Below are 19792 nucleotides of genomic sequence, written 5' to 3'. Positions count from 1 at the left end.
CTCGGGGAGACGGAGATGCCCAGCATAGTCCAGGCCGGCACCGACCACTAGGCGGCGATGAACGGGCGCGAGTGGTGATTTCGCCAGGTCATGGGGTTGACGCCTTCGCTGCGGGTGAAGATGTGGCTGAAGTGCGCCTGATCGCAAAAACCGCATTCCAGGCTTATTTGCGTGAGGCTCAAGGACGACCCGGTGATCAGCTCCTTGGCGCGCTGGATGCGTTGCCGACGGATCCATTCCTGGGGCGAGAGCCCGGTGGTGCATTTGAACGCGCGGGAAAAATGGCTGCGTGACAGCGCGCAGGCCTGGGCCAGGTCGGCAATCGCCAGGCTTTCGCCAAGGTGGGCGAGGATCAGCTGTTTGGCGATACGCTCACGTCGCGGGCACAAGCCACCGGCGGTGGGCGTACGGGGGGCGCAATACTCAAGTCGGGCCATGACGAATATCCGTTTTCGATGGGAGCGTTCCCGGTGAATGGATGCAGTGTAGACGCGCTGGATGATGGTGCCCGGCCATCTGGCTGGCGAGTTAATCGTTGTTAATTTCGCCAGGTGCGTGGCTGTTTACGGGCTGAGGATCCGCCGTTTTTGATCGAGGCGGCGCAGGCAGCTTATTTGGTAGCTGATCCACCACTATCGGGAGCAAGCTCCCTCCCACATTTGGATCACCATTTGCCTGATGGAGATCACACTGCTTTTGATCTTGGCCGCGCCGGCCTTGGAGTCGACCGGGACTGGCTGCCGAGCGCTGTACAAACTGTGGGAGGGGGCTTGCTCCCGATGGCGGAGTGTCAGTTAGCTTGTTTTTAGCTGATCCACTGCTATCGGGAGCAAGCCCCCTCCCACATTTGGATTTCCATTTGCCTGATGGATATCACACTGCTTTTGATCTTGGCCGCGCCGGCCTTGGAGCCGACCGGGATTGGCTGCCGAGCGCTGTACAAACTGTGGGAGGGGGCTTGCTCCCGATGGCGGAGTGTCAGTTAGCTTCTTTTTGGCTGATCCACTGCTATCGGGAGCAAGCCCCCTCCCACATTTGGATCTCCATTTGCCTGATGGAGATCACACTGCTTTTGATCTTGGCCGCGCCGGCCTTGGAGACGAGCGGGATTGGCTGCCGAACGCTGTACAAACTGTGGAAGTGTTGGTGTCTCGGGCAATTCTTCCGCAGGGGCATTTTGTTCAATACCGCAGCCGTTGAGCGCCTTACCGTGAGCTATCTCCACCTTCGCTCACAAAAAGGAACCGCAATGAGCCTGATCATTTCCATGGCTGCCTTCGCCCTGGCCACTTCCATTACGCCAGGCCCAGTGAACGTGGTCGCTCTCAGCTCCGGGGCGCGCTTCGGTTTTGCCGCCAGCCAGAAGCATGTGCTCGGTGCGGCCAGCGGTTTTACCGTGCTGTTGGTGCTGATCGGTCTGGGGCTGCATGAGGTGCTGGTGCGCTGGCCATTGCTGACTCAGGTGATCCAATGGGGCGGCGTGGTGTTCCTGCTGTATATGGCGTGGAAACTCGCGACGGATGACGGCCGGCTCGACGCCGATGGCCGCGCCAGCGCGCCGTCGATGCTTTACGGCGCGGTGATGCAGTGGCTCAACCCGAAAGCCTGGCTCGCTTGCGTTGCAGGCATGGGGTTGTTCGTGGCGGATGGCGATGCCGCGCAAGTATGGCTGTTTGCGGCGATCTATCTGGTGATCTGCTACCTGTCGGTGGCGTGCTGGGCCTATGCAGGCACCTTTTTGCGCCGCTACCTGGCCAACCCGCGCGGCGTGCGCGTGTTCAACCGCGTGATGGCCGCGTTGCTGGTGGCCAGTGTGGGTTATTTGCTGATGACTTGAGCACGTCGCGGTATTGCCCGGGCGTGGCCGCGAAGTGCTGTTTGAATGCGCGCTGGAAATGCGCCTGATCGGCAAAGCCGGCAGCCAGGGCCACGTCGGCGATCAACTCGCCATTGCGCAATTGGCTGCGGGCAAACTGGATGCGCTGGTTCACCAGGAACGCATGGGGCGTCAGCCCGCAATACTGCTTGAACGCGCGGATCAGGTACGAAGGCGACAGCTCGGCCGCCAGGCAAATGTCCTCCAGCTTCAAGGTTTCGGTGCAGTGTGCGCGAATGTAATCGGCGGCGCGCTCCAGTTTGTGATTGGCCTCGCGCAGCGGCACCCGCGAAGGGTTCAGGCGCTGCTGCACCTCGGTGAAGTAGCTCACCAGCGCGCTCTGTTTTTGCAGCAGTTCGGCCTGTTCATCCACCAGCAGACGGTAGAGTGCGAGCAAACCGTTGTAGAGCACAGCATCGCGTGAATAGGGCGTGCTGAAAGGGCGATAACCACGATCCGTGCTGAAGCCCAATTGATATTGCAGGTCGGTCAGCCACGGCGTATCGAGGTAGAGCATGTGGTAGGACCACGGCGTGTTGTCGATGGGGTTGCAGGCATGCACGTCACCGGGGTTCATCAACACCACGGTGCCGGCGCTGATCTGGAAGGTCTGCGCGCCATGGTGGTAATAGCTGCGCCCGGTGATGATCGCGCCGATGGAGAAGTGTTCGTGGGCGTGACGGGCGTACGTCACCTTGCGCCCGTCGGCGATGGTCCGCGCTTCGATGAATGGCAGGCGCGCATCGCGCCAGAAGCGCGGCGCCTGTGCAGGGGCATCAGGGGGAGTGAGCATCATGGCGGCGGCTCCATCGTTGAGCGGTGGCGACACGTGCGGTATCGGTCAGCCGCCGGGCGATCAATGCATCTTGCTGTGGTCCATGTGCTCCATGCCATCGAGCCCGCGCACCGGGGCCTGCAGCTGGATCACTTGTTTCTCGCCCTTGGCCGATTCCACCGTGACGGTCAGCGGCACCTGTTCGCCTTCCTTGATCTGCCCGGTGAGGCCCATCAGCATCACGTGGTAACCGTTGGGGTCGAGCTTGACCGCCTTGCCTGCCGGCAGCGCGACCGAATCCACCGGACCCATGCGCATCACGTCATCCTTCATGCTCATTTCATGGATCTGCACGTCCCTGGCCACTGGCGTCGCCACGCTCAGCAGCTTGCTGTCGCTGTCCGCCGTGAGGGTCATGAAGGCGCCGCTGGACGTCTGGCCGGGCACGGTGGCGCGCACCCACGCATCGGTCACCTGGACCTGGGCACTGGCGTGGGCGGCGAGGCCGAGCAGGGCCAGGCCTGCGGTCAGGCGTTTGAGGTGTTGAACGGCAGTCATTAGCAGACCTCCATGACGGTGAGCAGGTCTTCTGCGCACTCTTTAGCGGTAAGGGACGCCTGCAGCCCAAGGCGCAGGTTGCCACGGGTATCGAATACAAAGCTGGTGGCGGTGTGGGACAGGGTATAGGTATCGCCGGCGGGAATCTTTTCATAAAAGATCCCGAACTCCTTGGCCGCCACGGCGATTTCTTCCGGGGTGCCATACAGCGCTTCGAAGCTGGGGTCGAACGCCTTGACGTATCTGTCGAGGATTTCTGGCGTGTCACGTTCCGGGTCAAGGGTGATGAAGATCACCTGCATGATCTCGCCGTCGCGGCCCATCAGCTTTTTGGCCTGGGCGGCGCGGGCCAGGGTGGTCGGGCACACGGCCGGGCATTGGGTGAAGCCGAAGAACACCACCGGCATCAGGCCACGGTAGGAGCTGAGGGTGACGGTCTCACCTTCGGTGTTCTTGAGCTTGAAGGTACGGCCCATGATCTTGTCGCTCAGGTCCTTGCCGTACTTGAAGTTCAGCCTGGGGCTGCTGTCACAGCCAGTGAGCAGGCCCAGGCCCAGGAGGCCCATGCCGGTCAGCACTGTGCGGCGGGTGAATAACGTACTCATCAACGGTGCATCCTGTGTAACGCCCGCCTTGCGCCGAATGGACACATCAGGCTTTGAACAGCAGGCATTGAAAGAACAAGCGTGGAGGACGCCCAGTCTATCAACCCTGGCCAGCCGGCGTAATCTGCGACGTTCTGCCACAGGTGCAGCGTGCGCGAATGATTTTTTGAGATGTCAGCGGCGCGGGCACACCCTCGCGACCGCGCCTGCGCGTTGGGTGACATGAAAATTACACGGGTAAAATCATCCCCCGCAGGCTTGGGCTGCGCGTGGTGCGGCAACATCTGGAACCATTTTGCCTGTTCAATCAGCCGGACGAGGTTTCTCGTCGTCAGGCGATTGCGAACGCTCGGAGGATTTGGGTGTGTTGGTCTGCGTAGCGTGAGGCTTCTGTGTTTTTACGCGGGAGGTTTTTTCTTGTCGTGGTCAGAGCGGCTGCCATGCCCGGAGCCCGGTGGCAGGGCAGAACCGCCGTTCAGCGGGGTCGCCGCCGGTCCGACATCATCGCCAAACGCAGCGTATGCGGGGGTTGCCAGGACAGCTGACAAGGCCATTACCAGTAACAGGTTGCGGGATGTGATGGTCTTCATGACGTAATCCCCTCGATCCATTGACTGAAACCCGAACGCTGCCAATGCAGCGCCCGGATCGTATCTCAACCAGATGAAACAATGCTGTCGCCTGATTGGGAACACCTACATACAGAGCGTAGTGTGAAACCCTCCGACTTCAAGCGGCGATTGCGCCTCAGGCCGCCATCGGCTTGGTGCCCATGGTTTTCTTGTACGCCGCTTTCATTGCTTCCATCTCGGCACCGAGTTCTTCGAGCATTTCCTTGCCCAGCAGTTTTTTAGCCTGGGGGAACATCTCGCTTTCCTCTTCCTCGATGTGGTGCTCCAGCAGCTCCTTGACCACTTTTACGCGACCGGAAAATTCGGTGGTGGAGGGCTCGGTCTGCTTGAGGTCAGGCAGCACCAGTGAGTCGACGGTGCGGTGCTCTTCCTTGGCTTCGTGGTACATGATGTCCTGCTCTTTGCCGCCGGCTTTTCTAAAGGCCGGGTAGAGGATTTCTTCCTCCAGCCTGGTGTGCAGACTGATCTCCATTTCCAGTTTGGCCAGCAACTCGGTGCGTTTTTTTACGCCGCGCCCGGTGGACTCGCTCAGTTGGGTCAGCAGGGCTTTGACGCGTTCGTGGTCGGCTTTGAGAAGGTCAATGGCATTCATGGTCGAACCTCACGGATAACGTTCGGACGCGTCGAAGTGCGCGCCTCGTCCGTAGAGGGGTTGCATCAGCCGTACCAGCTTGCTTGAAAAATAAAACCTATAGGAATCAATTATTTATTTTGAATCCAGAGCGGCGCCGTCGTGCATCTTGCATGGTCGCATCACTGGGGGATTGCACAACGCCTGCACCGGCAGCGCCTTGTGAGCGTGCAGCGCACGCAGGCGCAAGTGCCGCTCGCAAGAATTCAATGGAACCCTTGGGCGATCTGCTTGACCTAATGCATAGACCTCAGGAGGTGAATCATGCAATTGGAATATATCTGGATCATATTGGCGGTGATTCTGCTGCTGGCAGAATTATGGGCAATCAATGTGGTGCTGCGCAGCACGGGCGGCTGGGAGACGAAGGGATTGTGGCTGATCATCCTGATCTTTGTGCCGTTGCTTGGACTGATTGCATGGGCAATGTTCGGTCCCAAGCGTGAGATGGCAGATCATCGCAAGAGCTGAAGTGCTGGGGATTGAATAAAACAGGCGCCGAATGGCGCCTGTTTACGTTGTGCCGGACAATCAGCCTGCGAGTGCCGTGGCAATCGCCTCGTTGAACGCCGGCAGGTCATCCGGTGTACGCGAGGTGATCAAGGTCCAGCCATTGGCCTTGCACTGCTTGACCTCGGCATCGACCCAGCCGGCAGCACCGGCGTTTTCCAGGTCGATACGCACGCTCTTGTACGAGGTCAGCGTCTTGCCTTCGATCACGCCGGCATCGATCAGCGTCCATGGGCCGTGACAGATCGCCGCGATGGTCTTGCCGGCCTTGGCAAAATCGTTGATCAGGCGCAGCGCGGCGCGGTCCTGACGCAGGGTATCGGCATTGACGGTGCCGCCGGGGATAACCAGTGCATCGAAATCGCTGCTGACCACATCCGACAGCTGCACATCGGATTCCACGGTCTGGTCTTTCTCGGTGTCGCCGACAAAGGTCTGCGTGGTGCCGCCTTTGCTGGAGCCGTGGGTGACCGTAGCGCCGTAACCGCGCAGGGCTTGCAGTGGCTTGAGCAACTCGTCGCGCTCGATGCCGGTGTTGGAGGTGATGACAAGGATCTTCTTGCCGCTGAGTTGCGTACTCATGATCAGGTGTCTCCTTGAGTCAGTTATGAATTAATGGGCGTGCTTGGCTTGCAGCTCCTTGGCCATTTTCAGGTGGGCTTCAAGGGTCGGCAGGGTCTTGGTGGCGAAGGCTTTCAGCTCAGCGTTGTCCGAGGAAGCGGCTTCTTTTCTGAACAGTTCGACGGTTTTTTCATGGGCGTCTACCTGATTGTTGGCATAGGCCTTGTCGAACGATTCATCACGCATTTCCAGAATGGCTTTCTTGGCCTTGTCGGTCAGCGCTGCGTCATCTGGCACTTCGATGTCGAGTTTTTTCGCCAGGGCCATCAGTTCCTGATTGGCCTTGGTGTGGTCGGTAACCATGTGCTGGGCGAAGGTTTTCACGTCAGCCGAGCTGCTTTTTTCCAGGGCCAGTTTGCCGGCCTCGACTTCGGTGATACCCCCTTGCGCAGCATTGTCGACAAAGTCATTGGACGTGGCGGCCATTGCGGCGGATATCGAACCTGCAACCAGCACAAAGGTCAGGCCCATTTGTTTCATCAGCAAATTAGTCATGGTGAATCTCCTTGAGTGTGGTGATGCCGTTACCTGTTTGTTGAACCGGTACCCGGGCAAAAGGTTTAAATTTTTTTTACAGTGATTTTCCCAACGGTCGGCCCTGGCAATTTTCTTGAACCATCGAATTTCGATGGGCTCTGCTGCATAAGCACCCGCCGATTTGGCGGCCGTCAACTGCCAGGAACTATCACCATGACCGACCACACCACCGCCGATAAAACCCCTGATCCGATCAGCTCTGAAGACGCGCAAAAAGGCACGGCCGGCCCCGCCAAGGGGCAGACTCTGGAGCGGCCGAACGCGAAGACCGAAACTGTCGATAAAGTACTGACGCCTACCGAGATCAAGGACCTCGAGCGCCAGACCGACGCGATCAATGAACAGCTCGCCAAGGGTCACTGAAATGGCCAGCGTCATCACGGCGTCTGAACCGGGAATCGAGCCTGAGCCAGCCGATGATGTGATGGTGCTGTTTTGACGGGACCGTTGTTTGTGGGCTGCGCGGGCTGGAGTCTGCCGCGTGAGCACTGGCCGGCGTTTGCCGACGAGGGCAGCCACTTGCAGCGCTACGCGTCGCGTTTCAATGCAGTGGAAATCAACAGTTCGTTTTACCGACCGCACCTGCCCAAGACCTATGAGCGCTGGGCGCAATCGGTGCCGTCGGCATTTCGCTTCTCGGTGAAGGTGCCCAGGCACATTACCCATGAGTTGCGGCTGCAGCGCTGCGAAACGGCACTCGATGAATTTTTCGCGCAATGCCTGCACTTGGGCGAGAAACTCGGCTGCCTGCTGGTGCAGTTGCCGCCGTCGCTGGGCTACGAGGCCGAAGTGGCCGGCGCTTTTTTCGAGGCATTGCGCAAGCGCTTTGCCGGCGATGTGGCGCTGGAGCCGCGGCATGCCAGTTGGGCGGCGGCCGGGGCGTTGTTGCAGGCGTACCAGATCGGCTGGGTAACCGCTGACCCGGTGGTCATCGATGCTGTCTACGCCTGGCAGGGTGTGCGCTATTGGCGCCTGCATGGTTCGCCGCGGATCTATCACAGTGCCTATGGCCCCGAGCGCGTCGCGCTCCAGGCGCAAGCTTTGCGCCAATCCACTGCCGCCGGCGTGCCCACATGGTGCATCTTCGACAACACCGCAAGTGGCCATGCCGTGGCCGATGCGCTGTGTCTGCTGGAAAAAAACCGTAAAAATATAAAAAGAGTTGTCCACGAAAACCGTGGGTATCTCTGTGGATAACTTTGCGAAGGCCCGGCAGGCTTGGCGATTTAAGCCAAGGTTATTATTTGATCAACTTCGGGCGCGGGCCAGCATGGGCAGGGTTGGCGCTTGACACGCAAGCGCGAAGCCAGTGCCGAAAAGCGCAATCAGGAGTCGCCGCCGCGTCCTGTGGACGGTGTGACCACCTGTGCCGGCATCTCGGTTCGCATCAAGGTATCCAGTGCTTGGCGATAATTGCGTCCGGCCAGGCTCAGGCTGTTGTTGTGGCTGGCGCCGGGTACCAGCAACAGCCGCTTGGGCTCGCGCGCGGCGTCAAACAGTTGCTCGCTGAAACGCGGCGGCACATAGCGGTCATCCAGGCCGTGCACCACCAGCAGCGGCATATGAATGTCGGCAATCTTGTCGATCGAATCGAATTTCTGCGAGAGCAACCAGCGCACCGGCAGCGAGGTGTTGGCCACGGCCGTGGCGACATCCGCCAGCGAGGTAAAGGTGGATTCGATCACCAGTCCGCGCACGGGCAGGGGGGACTGTTTGCCCAGTTGCGCCGCCAGGTCGATGGCCACCGCGCCGCCCAGGGAATGCCCGTAGATCAGCCGCTTGCCGGGGTCCGGTTGCAGCACCTGGAAACGCTCCCAGGCGATGCGCGCGTCCTCGTAGACGCTGATTTCCGAGGGCAGGTCGCCCTGGCTCTGGCCGAAGCCGCGGTAGTCGATGGCCAGCACCGAGTAACCCAGGGCGTGCAGCTGTTCGATGCGAAACAATTGGCCGGTCAGATTCCAGCGCACGCCGTGCAGGTAAAGGATCGAGGGTGCGTCCTGACGGTCTGCCGGGTACCACCAGCCATGGATATTCTGTCCCGCCTTGAAACTGGCAGGCTTGAGCTCGAATTCCTGCACGGTTTTGGGTAAACCGCTGTACCAGCCGGCGGTGCCCGGTTCGATGCGGAACACCAACTCGCGCTCCTTGTGTTGCAGCACGGCGCACCCCACCGGCAGGCCGACGATCAGCAGAGACATGCACAGCAGGGGAAACCAGCGCAGGCCCAGGCGAGACAATAAACGTGAAGGCATGAACATTCCTGAAATGAGGTGAAGCACGGGTTTTACCAGATGGTCTGCAACGGCAGGGATTAATGCGACAGCCGTAGCAACGGGTTGCTTGCAAGGTGTTGCAAGCTGCTCCAACTTGACGCTGGCAAGACACCCGCGACATGCTCCACCTTTCACGCACAAAGGCCCAACCATGGACAACAACCCCGTACGGATCACTGCCGAAGAAACCCTCTCGGACAATTGGTATCTGCTGAAAAAATACACCTTCGACCTGCGCCGCCAGGACGGCAGCTGGCAAGCCCAGACCCGTGAGGTGTATGACCGCGGCAACGGCGCGACCATCCTGCTGTACAACCGCGAGCAGCGCAGCGTGCTGCTGGTGCGCCAGTTTCGCATGCCCACCTTCGTCAATGATTACCCAGGTTTTCTGATCGAAGCCGCCGCCGGTTTGCTGGACAACGCCCGCCCCGAAGAACGCATCCGCCTGGAAGCCGAAGAGGAGACCGGCTACCGCGTCGGCCATGTGGAGAAAATCTACGCGGCGTTCATGAGCCCTGGGTCGGTCACCGAGCGCATTCACTTTTTCCTTGGCGAATATCAGCCCGCCGATCAAGTCGGCGCAGGCGGCGGCCTGGAAGAAGAGGGCGAAGACATCGAGGTGCTGGAGCTGGGCTTCGAGCAGGCGCTGGCGATGGTTCAAAGTGGCGAGATTGTCGATGGCAAGACCATCATGCTGTTGCAGCATCTTGAGCTGCGCATGTTGAAGGAAGGCTGGTAAGCGCTGCCGGGAAGGTGCTCGCCTGTGTCAGCTGTTCTCGCCGGTAACGATTTGCGGCGGTATGTGCACGCGATGCTGCAACGGGTCGAACCCCTCGGCACTTTGCAATTGCACCATCAACTGCACCAGCGCGGTGGCGGTCTGGTGGGGCTGGGAGTCCATCACCACATCGATCAAACCCTGGCCCAGCGCCTGGCGTGACAGCGCGGTGGACTCCTGCAGGATGCAGCACAGCGCCGGGCGCCTGGGCAGTTGGGCCAGGGCGCTGATGACGCCGTCGCCGCCGCCGCCCACCACGCACAGGCCGCGCAGGTCGGCGTGGCGGCTGAGGAGGTCGAGGGTTGCTTCTTCGGTGATGTCGCAGTTGTCGAGGTTGATCAGCGGCTCCAGCGGTTTAAGCCCCGGCGCATGTTCGTCGAGATAACTGTGCAAACCTTCGACCCGGGCCTGATGGCCGAGAAAACGGTGGCCGCCCAGCAGAATCCCGACGCTGCCTTTACGTGCCCCGCAGGTGCGCGCGAGCAGCCAGCCCATGGTGCGCCCGACCACACGATTGTCCTGGCCCACATAGGGCTCCAATGCCTGTTCATGGATATCCGACAGCAGCGCGACCACCGGCACGCCGGCTTCGCGAATCTGCGCCAGACAGGCGTTGATCAACGGATGGGCGAAGCTGACCACTGCCAGCCCGTCGCACTGCACGGCCAATTGCTCGATCTGCGTGACGATGGCGCTCGGTGTGCGGTCGTTGATGTAGTCGAACTGGCACGTCAGGTTGGCAGCGGCATGCTGCGCGGCGGCCTCCCTGATCGATTCGGCGAGGTGTGCGTAGAACGCCTGCGCGGTGCCCAGCAGCAGGATGCCGAAACGGAATGTGGGACGGCGTTCGCGAATACGCTGGCCGATCAGCCGGGCGGCAAAATAGCCCACGGCCTCGGCAGCCTGGAACACCTGTTCGGCGGTTTGCGGGCTGACCGGTGCGCGGGCGTTGAGCACCCGGTCAACCGTGGCCACGCTCAATCCGGCCTGGGCGGCAACGGTGGCAATGGTCGGACGTTTAGTGGTGTGCATGGCGAGCCCCTTGAGCGCCTTGATAGAAAACTATCAAGCAGCGCCTGGCCTGGATGATAGCTTGATAGGGAATGGATTCAAGGCCTTGAGGCTGATTTGGCCGCGCTCTATGGTGATTTCGCACAGCCCCTGTAACCAGCTTGCGGAGAACAATAACAATGCCTGGACACACCGCCCACAATCCCCGGCGCGATTACAGCCTCACTGGCCCCGAAGCCGCCCGCGCCTTCGAAAAAGGCCTGGTCTCGGCCAATTGGTACCAGTCGCCCATCGCGCGCAAACGCATGAAAGAACTGATGCAGCGCCGCGATGGCTCGGCCCTGCTCGACACCACCCTCTGGTTCGCCACATTGTTCGCCACCGGCTTTGGCGGCTACTGGTTCTGGGGCACTTGGGCCTGCGTGCCATTCTTGCTCGCCTATGGCGTACTCTACGGCACCGCCTCCAACCCGCGCTGGCACGAAACCGGCCACGGCACCGCCTTCAAGACCCGCTGGATGAATGACACGCTGTACCAGTTGGCGAGCTTCATGTGCATTTTCGAACCCCACGTATGGCGTTGGAGCCATGCGCGCCACCACACCGACACCATCGTGGTCGGCCGCGACCCGGAGATCGTCGAACCGCGTCCGCCAAGCCTGTGGATGATGGCCCTCAGCGTGTTCAACCTGCCTCTGGCGTGGAAAACCTTCAGCGGCGTGGCGCCATGCCATCGGGCGCATGAGTGCCCAGGAACAGGACTTCATCCCTGAGTCCGAATGGCCCAAAGTGTTCCGCGCCGCCCGCATCTGGGTGATCATTTATGCGCTGATCATCGGCGCCGCGTTGTACCTGCACAGCTGGCTGCCGTTGATGCTGGTGGGTTTGCCGAGTCTCTACGGCGCCTGGCTCGGCTATCTGTTCGGCCTTACCCAGCACGTGGGCCTGGCCGAAGACGTACTCGACCACCGCAGCAACTGCCGCACCATCTACATGAACCGCGTGCTGCGCTTTATCTACATGAACATGAACTACCACCTCGAACACCACATGTATCCGATGGTGCCTTACCACGCCCTTGCGCAACTGCATGACGAAATCCGCAGCGACTGCCCGCCGCCCTATGCGAACCTGCGGGAGGCGTACAGCGAGATCATCCCGACAATTCTCAGGCAGCGCCGTGACCCGAGCTATTTCGTCCAGCGCCCGATTCGCGCGCAGGCGCAACCGGCCGCCGCTGCGATGCACGCAGAGACTGCTGCTGGCTGATCATTCCCCTTAAAACAAGAGAAAACGCCATGAACGATCAATGGATCGACGTCTGCGCCGTGGGCGAAATTGACGAGGAAGACGTGCTGCGCTTCGATCACGGGGCGAACACCTACGCGGTGTTCCGTTCCGCCGATAACGAGTTTTTTGCCACCGCAGGCCTCTGCACCCACGAAAAAATCCACCTCGCCGATGGCCTGGTGATGGACCACGTCATCGAATGCCCCAAACACAATGGGCGCTTTGACTACCGCTCCGGCAAGGCCCTCGGCGCGCCGGTGTGCGTCAATCTCAAAACCTACCCGGTGCGTGTGGAGGCCGGTCGGGTGTTGCTCGCCGTTGCGCTGTGACGATGAACGCGCCCCTGATTATTGTCGGCGCCGGGCATGCCGGAGGCCGTGCGGCGCTCACCCTGCGTGAGGAAGGCTACCGCGGCCGGGTGATGCTGATCGGCGATGAGCCGCACCTGCCCTATGAGCGCCCGCCACTGTCCAAGGGCCTGCTGCAAGGCGCGACGGACCTGGCGAGTTGCAGCCTGTGCGATAGCGCGCGGCTGGCCGAGCTTGGCATCGAGCATGTCGCGGGCAACCCGGTAAGCCGCCTGGAGCCTGCACACAACCGCCTGCAACTCGCCGACGGCCATTGGCTCACCTATTCAGGCCTGCTGCTGGCCACTGGCGGTCGGGCGCGGCGCCTGCCCCAGCATCTGCCGCACATGCTGTACCTGCGCACCCATGATGACGCAGTGGCGTTGCGCGCGGTATTGCGGCCGGGCACGCGGCTGGTGGTTGTCGGCGGCGGGTTTATCGGCCTGGAAGTGGCGGCGACGGCGCGGAGCATGGGCTGTGAAGTGACGGTGCTCGAAGCCGGGCCGCGACTGGCGGCCCGGGTGCTGCCGCCGATCATCAGCGAGGCGTTGTTGGCGCTGCACCGCGAGCACGGCGTGGATGTGCGCTTGAACGTGGCGCTGGAATCCATCCACGCCGACGCCGTGCAACTGGTGGACGGGCCGGTGCTGCCCTGCGACCTGGTGGTGGTCGGTATCGGCATGCAACCCAATCTCGAACTGGCCGCAGCGGCCGGGCTGGACGTGGGGCAGGGCATTCGCGTGGACGCGCAACTGCGCACCAGCGTGGCGAATATCTTTGCTGCAGGCGACGTGTGTGAGTTCCAGCTGGGCGGCGTGTACCAGCGCCAGGAAACCTGGCGCAACGCCGAGGCCCAGGGGCGGCACGCGGCGTTGAGTCTGCTGGGGCGCGAATTACCGTTCGCTGCGTTGCCGGGCTTCTGGTCCGATCAATTCGATTGGGGTTTGCTCACCGTGGGGGCGATGACTGCGCAGAGGGTCACGCGTTATCTGCCCGCCGGCGGCGTTTTGCTGTTCTACCTGGACGGCGATGGTCACCTGCAAGGCGCCTGCGGCTGGGCGCCGGGCAACAGCGTGGCCAGGGACATCAAGCTGTGCGAACGGCTGATCGCGGCACGCGTCCCGCTGACGGCGGCGCACCTGGCCGACTCAGGGCAACCCCTCAAACAACTGCTGCGGAGCTGACATGCGCCAACTTCTGGTGTTCCAATCCCTGTGGGCGATGCAAACCGAACCCGGCTCGCTCGATGCGCAACTGGACCGGATTGCCGCCGCCGGGTTTGATGGCGTCACCGACCACTACTGCACCGCCGCTGGCGTCGCCCGTTTACACGCCGCCACCGCTGCGCGCGGTTTGCAGATCGAAGGCCAGCTGTTCCCGCAGAATGTGGATGACCTGGCGGCCGCATTGGATGTGATCGGCCGCCACGGCTGTCATCACCTCACCCTGCAAGCCGATGTGCGACCGCGCACCCAGGCCGAGGCGGGCCGGCTGATCGAAGGCTGGCAGCGCCTGGCCGAACAGGCGGACTTTCCGATCCTGCTGGAAACCCATCGTTATCGCCTCACCAATGACCTGCCGTTTACCCTCGACCTGCTGGCGCAGATGCCGGATTTGAAACTGCTGGCCGACCTGTCCCACTACGTGGTCGGACGCGAATTGCCTGAGCCCGGGGTTGCCGAAGACGACGAACAGATCCACACGATCCTGCGTCACAGCTGGGGCTTTCATGGCCGTGTGGCGAGCAGCGAGCAGGTGCAAGTGTCGCTGGAGTTTCCCCAGCACCAGGCCTGGGTCGAGCGCTTTAGCGGCTGGTGGCGCTACGGCATTGAAGACTGGCTGGCCCGGCCCGAGACGCCGCAGAGCCTGTCTTTCACCTGCGAACTCGGCCCGCCGCCGTATGCGATTACCTGCGCGGATGGCCGCGAGATCAGTGACCGCTGGGCCGAGGCGTTAAAACTGAAAACCCTGGTGCAGGCGCTATGGCAGACCTGCACCAGCACGTCAGCTTAGGAGACCGGTGCTGACGGCAACGATCAAAAAGACGCCCAGCAGCGCCCGGTAGACCACAAATGGCCAGGTGGAGAATCGCTCCAGAAACTTCATCAGCCCCCAGATCGCAAAAAACGCCGAAATGCTCGCCACCACCAGCCCGAACAGCAGGTGCGGCCAGGCGTGCGCGGGCAAGTCGGCATGCAGCAACACCCACAGCTCTTTCAACCCGGCCAGAGCGATGGCGGGCAGGCCCAGCAGGAAGGAGAAACGTGCCGCTTCCTCGCGCTTGAAGTTGAGAAACAGCGCCGCCGTCAGCGTGGAGCCCGAGCGCGATACTCCGGGAATCAGCGCGCCAATCTGTGCAACCCCTACAATCAGCGCATCACGCAGGCGCATCTGGCTGACGTCGCGGGTATGCCGGGCGCGCAGCTCGGCCACCGCCATCAATACCGCCATCACCACGCAGGAAAAACCGATCACCATCAGCCCGCGCAACGGCGAGTTGCAGGCATTCAGGGTCGAAGACAGCACCAGCCCGGCAATGCAGATCGGGATGGTCGCCAGCACAATCGCCACCGCCAGCTTGAACCAGCGGTCGTTGTAGTCGCCCCGGCGCACCGCGTCGATGCTGCCGGTGGTGACCTGGCGCACGTCGCGCCAGAAGTAACTGACCACGGCCGCCAGCGCCGCCAATTGCATGGCCGCCGAAAACGCCGAGCCCGGATCCTGCCAGCCGAGCAGGGCGGGGACCACGCGCATGTGGGCGGTGGACGACACAGGCAGCAGCTCGGTGATGCCCTGAATCACGCCTAAAAAGAAGATCTGCAGGTAATCCAGGGAGGCAAAGCCGACATCCAGGCCGGCGGTACAAACGTTGGTCACGAGGCATGTCCTTGAGAAGCGCGGGAATCGGCGAAGTTTATTCCAAATGTTTCAGGATAGTGGCCGGCGCCCTCGCTATCTGCATTCCGTTCAGCCAACAGAAAGGATTCACTCGGCATTGGCTTGATGCGAGGTTTTGTGAACAATGGCGCCCTGCGTTATTTCACTGAGAGCCCCATGCCTGAAACCACCGTCGAATTGATCCAGACCGGCCCTGAAGAAGCCGAGTTGATCCGCAATCTGTACCAGTACTACGCCTACGAGTCCTCGGACTGGGAGCAGGAGGATGTCGAAGCGGATGGCCGTTTCTATATCCATGACGAACACTTGTCCCGCTACTGGCAAGACCCGCAATGGAGCGCCAACCTGCTGCTGGTGGATGGCTGCATTGCCGGCTTCATGCTGATAGAAGGCAGCGAGCTGGGCCTGGATGCCCTGGAGCTGGCCGACCTGTTCATCCTCAAACGCTACCGCCGCAGGGGCATCGGCCGTGCGATCGCCACCCAGGTGCTGTGCAGCGGCGACGCCAACTGGCTGGTGCGCTTTTATGACCAGGATGAAGTGTCACAGGCGTTCTGGCGCGCGGTGCTCGATTACCTGCCGCGCCCGGTGCAGACCCTTGAGCTGGACGATGACCCGCAGCTGGTGACTTACCTGATTACGCGGGCGGCGCTGCATTGAAGGCCTGCTGCATCGCTTGAGGCGGTTGCCCGAACGCCCGCAGAAACGCTTGGCGCATGCGCTCGCGGTCGCCGAATCCGGTTTCGCGGGCCACCACCTCAACCGGGTGCCGGCTGGTTTCCATCATCGCCCGCGCGGCTTCCACCCGCAGCGATTCGATGGCCTTGGCCGGCGTCTGCCCGGTTTCTTCGCGAAACACCCGGCTGAACTGGCGCGGGCTGAGCCGGGCGACCTCGGCCAGGGCGTCCACCGACAGGTCATGGGTGAGGTTCTCGCGGGCGTAGGCCAAGGCCAGTTGCACGCGGTCGGACTTGGGGTCCAGCTCCAGCAGGGCCGACAACTGCGATTGCTCGCTGCCGCGGCGCTGGGCGATCACCAGCTTGCGCGCGATGCGCCGGGCGAGGTCGCTGCCCAAATCGTTCTCCACCATGGCCAGGGCCAGGTCGACCCCGGCGCTCATGCCAGCGCCGGTCCATACCTGGCCGTCCACCACAAACAGCTTGTCTTCTTCCAGGCGGATGTGCGGATAGCGCTTGCGAAACGCTGGTGCGTGAATCCAGTGGGTGGTGGTGCGCTTGCCCTCCAGCAGCCCGGCTTCGGCCAGCACGAAAATCCCCATGCACAGCGACGCCACCCGGCGCGACTGCGCGGACGCGGCCTTGACCAGCTCCAGCAGGTTCGCTTCCGGCAGGCGAAACTCCAGGTAGCCACTGACGATCAACGTGTCATAACCCTCTGGCCGAAGGGGCGAGGTGTTCACCGAAAAGCCCTGGGACGTCATTACCGCACCGCCGCTCTCCGACACCAGGTGAAACTCATAGGCCGGCTCGCCGCGCAGCAGGTTCGCGCACTCGAACACCGAGCCCAGGCTGAGGCTCAAGGACTGGAAGTTCGGGTAAACCATCAGCGCAACGCTGTGCATCGTTATTCTCCAAGGGGCGCGGGAAGGGGATTGTCGGCGGGCGCCGGGTAAACGGCAACCGACTTCGACCCATGTCCGAAATCCTTGCGGATCTGACATTGTGAGGTTCTGCCATGCTGCCTACCATGGCTTCACGAACTAGACGACTGGTCTAATCGGAGGGAGGCAAGCATGAGCAACGACACCAGAAGTGCCCGGCAAGTGATTCTCGACAGCGCGCAACCGCTGATCGGCGCCAGGGGATTTTCTGCGGTGGGCCTGAACGAAATACTGCAGGCCGCTGCGGTGCCCAAAGGCTCGTTTTATCACTACTTCAACTCCAAGGACGCTTTCGGTGTGGTGTTGCTCGACACCTACTTCGACAACTACGTGCAGGGCATGCAGCAGTTGTTCAGCCAGCCCGACCTGTCCCGGCAAAACACGTTGATGCGCTACTGGCAGGCCTGGATCGACAACCAGACCGGCTGCACCGATTCCGGCAAATGCCTGGCCGTCAAACTCGGTGCCGAGGTGTCAGACCTATCGGAGCCGATGCGATTGGCCCTGCTACGCGGCACCTCGCGCACCATCGAGGTACTCGCCGAAGCGATACGCGGCGGGGTCGAGGACGGTTCGCTGACTGTCGAGCAATCCCCCGAAAGCCTGGCCCGACGCCTGTATGCGCTGTGGCTGGGAACCAGCGTCATGAGCAAGATCACCCGTAATGCCGCGCCGTTTGCCGAGGCGCTGTCGCTGACCCAGCAGTTATTGGGCAGCCCTGCACACCCTGACATCCACATCGATCGAGGCACTGGAAAATGAAAGTATTAATGGTACTCACCTCTCACGACCAGCTTGGCGACACCGGCCGCAAGACCGGCTTCTGGCTCGAAGAGTTTGCAGCCCCGTATTACGTGTTCAAGGACGCCGGCGTTGAGGTGGTGCTGGCATCCCCGGCCGGTGGCCAGCCGCCGCTGGACCCGGTCAGTGACCAGCCGGACGCCCAGACCGAGCAGACCCGCCGCTTCGCCGCCGACCCGGCTGCGCAACAGGCCCTGGCCAACACCGTGAAGCTGGACACGCTCAACGCGGACCATTTCGACACCGTGTTCTACCCAGGTGGCCACGGACCGCTGTGGGACCTGGCCGAATCGCCCACCTCGATTGCGCTGATCGAAGCGTTCGAGCGTGCCGGCAAGCCTATCGGCTTCGTCTGCCATGCGCCGGGTGCTCTGCGTCACGTCAAGGCGGTCAATGGCGAGCCGTTGATCAAGGGCCGCCGCGTCACCGGGTTCTCCAACTCCGAAGAGGCGGCGGTGCAATTGACCGACGTGGTGCCGTTCCTGGTCGAGGACGAGTTCAAGAAGCTGGGCGGCAAGTATGAGAAGGGCGCTGACTGGCAGTCCTTCGTGATTGTCGACGGCCTTCTGGTCACCGGGCAGAACCCCGGCAGTTCGAGCGAAGTGGCCCAGGCCCTGCTCAACCTCACCGCTTAATTCAATTAACCGTTTTATCGCTGGCGACTCGCACGAGTCGCCAACGTTTTCGTTCGTCCCGAATTTGGAATATCGCAATGACTGCCAACGTTTTAAGCACCCCGGTAAAACTGGGCCACCACCTCTTGAACAACCGCGTGGTATTACCGCCGCTAACCCGCCAGCGCAGCGCCCAGCCGGGTGATATCGCCACTGACTTGATGGCCGAGTATTACCGTCAGCGGGCCACCGCCGGTTTTATGGTCAGCGAAGGCACACAGATCGAACCCCGTGGCCAGGGTTATGCCTGGACGCCGGGCATCTACAGCCCTGCGCAAATCGAAGGATGGCGCAAGGTCACCAACGCCGTGCATGCCGAGGGCGGGGTGATCTTTGCCCAGCTGTGGCACGTCGGCCGGGTGTCCCACAATGCCTTGCAGCCTGAAGGTGCGGCTCCGGTGGCGCCGTCGGCGATTCAGGCGCAACAGGCCAAGGCGTTTATCGCCACCGGCCCGGGTACTGGCGACCTGGTGCAGCCACCGGTGCCACGCGCGCTGAACCTGCTCGAGATCGACGAGTTGGTCGGACAGTACGCCCAGGCCGCTCGCAATGCGCTGGACGCGGGCTTCGATGGGGTGGAGATTCACTCGGCCAATGGTTACCTGGTCAACCAGTTCATCTCGGCGCATTCCAATCAGCGTGACGACCAGTACGGCGGCTCGTTGGACAATCGCCTGCGGTTCCTGCGTGAAGTGGTCGAGGCGGTGAGCCAGGTGGTCGGGCCCGAGCGCCTGGGCGTGCGTTTTTCACCGCTGTTCAGCGGCACCGATCAGGACCGTGTCTACATCGGCCTGGTGGAAGAAGATCCGCACCACACCTATATCGAAGCGATCAAGGTGCTGGAGCAGTCGGGTATCGCCTACGTGTCCATCGCCGAAGCCGACTGGGACAACGCCCCCGACCTGCCCGACAGCTTCCGCCAGGCCGTGCGCAGTGCGTTCAGCGGCCGCATCATCTACGCCGGCCGCTACACCGCCGAGCGTGGCGCGCGTTTGGTCGAAGCGGGGCTGGCGGACCTGATTGCATTCGGCCGGCCATTCATCGCCAACCCTGACCTGCCACAGCGATTGTTCAACGGTTGGCCGTTGAACCCGTTGCGTGCTGAAGGGATGTATGGCGGTTCTGAATTGGGCTATGTGGATTATCCGGCGTACGCCGGGTAGCGCAATTCACTGTGCTGTGATCCATTCCGGATAATCACACGCCCCTGTGGCGAGCGGGCTCCTGTGGCGAGCGGGCTTGCCCCGCGTTGGGGTGCGAAGCGCCCCCTATCAAGGAAAACACGGTTTACCTGACCCTGCGCAGAGCCTGGTTTTGGGGCTGCTTCGCACCCCAACGCGGGGCAAGCCCGCTC

General features: G+C 61.9%; 24 protein-coding genes and 1 pseudogene. 13 read left to right on the top strand and 12 right to left on the bottom strand.

Annotated features, from left to right (window positions below):
• Positions 1-47: 47 nt before the first annotated feature.
• Positions 48-437: an AraC family transcriptional regulator gene (locus VRB54_RS13300; protein ID WP_338477570.1), complete on the bottom strand. Its 390-nt coding sequence runs from the start codon at positions 435-437 to the stop codon at positions 48-50.
• An 812-nt stretch (positions 438-1249) separates the two neighbouring features.
• On the opposite strand from VRB54_RS13300, the gene VRB54_RS13295 reads away from it, so the two are divergent.
• Entirely contained in the window at positions 1250-1837 is a 588-nt protein-coding gene (locus VRB54_RS13295) for a LysE family translocator (RefSeq protein WP_338477569.1), read from the top strand.
• On the opposite strand, the gene VRB54_RS13290 is transcribed toward VRB54_RS13295, so the two are convergent.
• The 5 genes from VRB54_RS13290 to VRB54_RS13270 all read right to left on the bottom strand — a co-directional run bounded on the left by VRB54_RS13290 (position 1779) and on the right by VRB54_RS13270 (position 5038).
• On the bottom strand, positions 1779-2672 hold the full coding sequence (locus VRB54_RS13290; RefSeq protein ID WP_338477568.1) for an AraC family transcriptional regulator: 894 nt from the start codon (positions 2670-2672) through the stop codon (positions 1779-1781). The genes VRB54_RS13295 and VRB54_RS13290 overlap by 59 nt on opposite strands.
• Before the next feature lie 60 nt (positions 2673-2732).
• Entirely contained in the window at positions 2733-3209 is a 477-nt protein-coding gene (locus VRB54_RS13285) for a copper chaperone PCu(A)C (RefSeq protein ID WP_338477567.1), read from the bottom strand.
• Complete coding sequence (locus tag VRB54_RS13280) at positions 3209-3814, bottom strand: SCO family protein (protein ID WP_338477566.1); 606 nt, start codon at positions 3812-3814, stop codon at positions 3209-3211. The genes VRB54_RS13285 and VRB54_RS13280 overlap by 1 nt, the downstream gene beginning before the upstream one ends.
• 398 nt (positions 3815-4212) lie before the next feature.
• Positions 4213-4404, bottom strand: coding sequence for a hypothetical protein (locus VRB54_RS13275; protein ID WP_338477565.1), 192 nt, complete (start codon positions 4402-4404; stop codon positions 4213-4215).
• A 157-nt stretch (positions 4405-4561) separates the two neighbouring features.
• A complete protein-coding gene (locus tag VRB54_RS13270) occupies positions 4562-5038 on the bottom strand; it encodes a hemerythrin domain-containing protein (RefSeq protein WP_338477564.1) in 477 nt (158 codons plus the stop codon).
• 303 nt (positions 5039-5341) lie between these two features.
• Here VRB54_RS13270 and VRB54_RS13265 point away from each other — a divergent pair, with 303 nt between their 5' ends.
• Positions 5342-5548, top strand: a complete 207-nt coding sequence (locus tag VRB54_RS13265; protein ID WP_209982573.1) for a hypothetical protein — start codon at positions 5342-5344, stop codon at positions 5546-5548.
• Between the two features lie 60 nt (positions 5549-5608).
• Here VRB54_RS13265 and VRB54_RS13260 read toward each other — a convergent pair whose 3' ends face one another.
• Together VRB54_RS13260 and VRB54_RS13255 are read right to left on the bottom strand one after the other, a co-directional pair.
• A complete protein-coding gene (locus VRB54_RS13260) occupies positions 5609-6169 on the bottom strand; it encodes a type 1 glutamine amidotransferase domain-containing protein (RefSeq protein WP_338477563.1) in 561 nt (186 codons plus the stop codon).
• A gap of 30 nt (positions 6170-6199) precedes the next feature.
• Positions 6200-6703, bottom strand: a complete 504-nt coding sequence (locus VRB54_RS13255; protein ID WP_338477562.1) for a DUF4142 domain-containing protein — start codon at positions 6701-6703, stop codon at positions 6200-6202.
• Positions 6704-6898: 195 nt separating this feature from the next.
• Between VRB54_RS13255 and VRB54_RS13250 the strand changes: the two genes are divergently transcribed.
• Complete coding sequence (locus VRB54_RS13250) at positions 6899-7108, top strand: hypothetical protein (RefSeq protein WP_209982565.1); 210 nt, start codon at positions 6899-6901, stop codon at positions 7106-7108.
• A 72-nt stretch (positions 7109-7180) separates the two neighbouring features.
• A complete protein-coding gene (locus tag VRB54_RS13245; RefSeq protein WP_338477561.1) occupies positions 7181-7942 on the top strand; it encodes a DUF72 domain-containing protein in 762 nt (253 codons plus the stop codon).
• A 128-nt stretch (positions 7943-8070) separates the two neighbouring features.
• Here the strand turns inward: VRB54_RS13245 and VRB54_RS13240 are convergent, their stop codons facing one another.
• The gene (locus tag VRB54_RS13240) at positions 8071-8997 is read right to left on the bottom strand and encodes an alpha/beta hydrolase (protein ID WP_338477559.1); all 927 of its coding nucleotides are present in this window, start codon (positions 8995-8997) and stop codon (positions 8071-8073) included.
• 172 nt (positions 8998-9169) lie between these two features.
• Here VRB54_RS13240 and VRB54_RS13235 point away from each other — a divergent pair, with 172 nt between their 5' ends.
• Entirely contained in the window at positions 9170-9757 is a 588-nt protein-coding gene (locus VRB54_RS13235) for an NUDIX domain-containing protein (protein ID WP_338477558.1), read from the top strand.
• Positions 9758-9784: 27 nt separating this feature from the next.
• On the opposite strand, the gene VRB54_RS13230 is transcribed toward VRB54_RS13235, so the two are convergent.
• Positions 9785-10828, bottom strand: a complete 1044-nt coding sequence (locus VRB54_RS13230; RefSeq protein ID WP_338477557.1) for a LacI family DNA-binding transcriptional regulator — start codon at positions 10826-10828, stop codon at positions 9785-9787.
• A 158-nt stretch (positions 10829-10986) separates the two neighbouring features.
• Between VRB54_RS13230 and VRB54_RS13225 the strand changes: the two are divergent.
• The 4 genes and pseudogenes from VRB54_RS13225 (at position 10987) to VRB54_RS13210 (ending at position 14457) form a co-directional block, all read left to right on the top strand.
• Positions 10987-12076: pseudogene (locus tag VRB54_RS13225) on the top strand (fatty acid desaturase family protein).
• 29 nt (positions 12077-12105) lie between these two features.
• Positions 12106-12426, top strand: coding sequence for a MocE family 2Fe-2S type ferredoxin (locus VRB54_RS13220; protein WP_060550255.1), 321 nt, complete (start codon positions 12106-12108; stop codon positions 12424-12426).
• Between the two features lie 2 nt (positions 12427-12428).
• Entirely contained in the window at positions 12429-13628 is a 1200-nt protein-coding gene (locus VRB54_RS13215) for an NAD(P)/FAD-dependent oxidoreductase (RefSeq protein WP_338477556.1), read from the top strand.
• A 1-nt stretch (position 13629) separates the two neighbouring features.
• Positions 13630-14457: a sugar phosphate isomerase/epimerase gene (locus VRB54_RS13210; protein ID WP_338477555.1), complete on the top strand. Its 828-nt coding sequence runs from the start codon at positions 13630-13632 to the stop codon at positions 14455-14457.
• Here VRB54_RS13210 and VRB54_RS13205 read toward each other — a convergent pair.
• A complete protein-coding gene (locus VRB54_RS13205) occupies positions 14449-15321 on the bottom strand; it encodes an undecaprenyl-diphosphate phosphatase (RefSeq protein ID WP_209982559.1) in 873 nt (290 codons plus the stop codon). The two genes, VRB54_RS13210 and VRB54_RS13205, sit on opposite strands and share 9 nt — an antisense overlap.
• Before the next feature lie 177 nt (positions 15322-15498).
• Between VRB54_RS13205 and VRB54_RS13200 the strand changes: the two genes are divergently transcribed.
• Positions 15499-16002: a GNAT family N-acetyltransferase gene (locus VRB54_RS13200; RefSeq protein ID WP_338477554.1), complete on the top strand. Its 504-nt coding sequence runs from the start codon at positions 15499-15501 to the stop codon at positions 16000-16002.
• Here VRB54_RS13200 and VRB54_RS13195 read toward each other — a convergent pair.
• Positions 15980-16924, bottom strand: coding sequence for a GlxA family transcriptional regulator (locus VRB54_RS13195; protein WP_338477553.1), 945 nt, complete (start codon positions 16922-16924; stop codon positions 15980-15982). The genes VRB54_RS13200 and VRB54_RS13195 overlap by 23 nt on opposite strands.
• A 171-nt stretch (positions 16925-17095) precedes the next feature.
• Here VRB54_RS13195 and VRB54_RS13190 point away from each other — a divergent pair, with 171 nt between their 5' ends.
• The 3 genes from VRB54_RS13190 to VRB54_RS13180 all read left to right on the top strand — a co-directional run bounded on the left by VRB54_RS13190 (position 17096) and on the right by VRB54_RS13180 (position 19601).
• Entirely contained in the window at positions 17096-17725 is a 630-nt protein-coding gene (locus VRB54_RS13190; protein WP_338477552.1) for a TetR/AcrR family transcriptional regulator, read from the top strand.
• Positions 17722-18399 carry a type 1 glutamine amidotransferase domain-containing protein gene (locus VRB54_RS13185; protein WP_003239372.1) on the top strand — a complete coding sequence of 226 codons (678 nt, stop codon included), beginning with the start codon at positions 17722-17724 and terminating at the stop codon, positions 18397-18399. Before VRB54_RS13190 ends, VRB54_RS13185 begins: the two co-directional genes overlap by 4 nt.
• Positions 18400-18476: 77 nt before the next feature.
• Positions 18477-19601, top strand: coding sequence for an alkene reductase (locus VRB54_RS13180; protein ID WP_338477551.1), 1125 nt, complete (start codon positions 18477-18479; stop codon positions 19599-19601).
• Positions 19602-19792 lie beyond the last annotated feature (191 nt).

Source organism: Pseudomonas trivialis, from assembly GCF_036864995.1.
Lineage (GTDB): Bacteria > Pseudomonadota > Gammaproteobacteria > Pseudomonadales > Pseudomonadaceae > Aquipseudomonas > Aquipseudomonas trivialis.
Note: the sequence above shows the minus strand (reverse complement) of the source record. Positions and strands in the feature narration are given on the sequence as shown.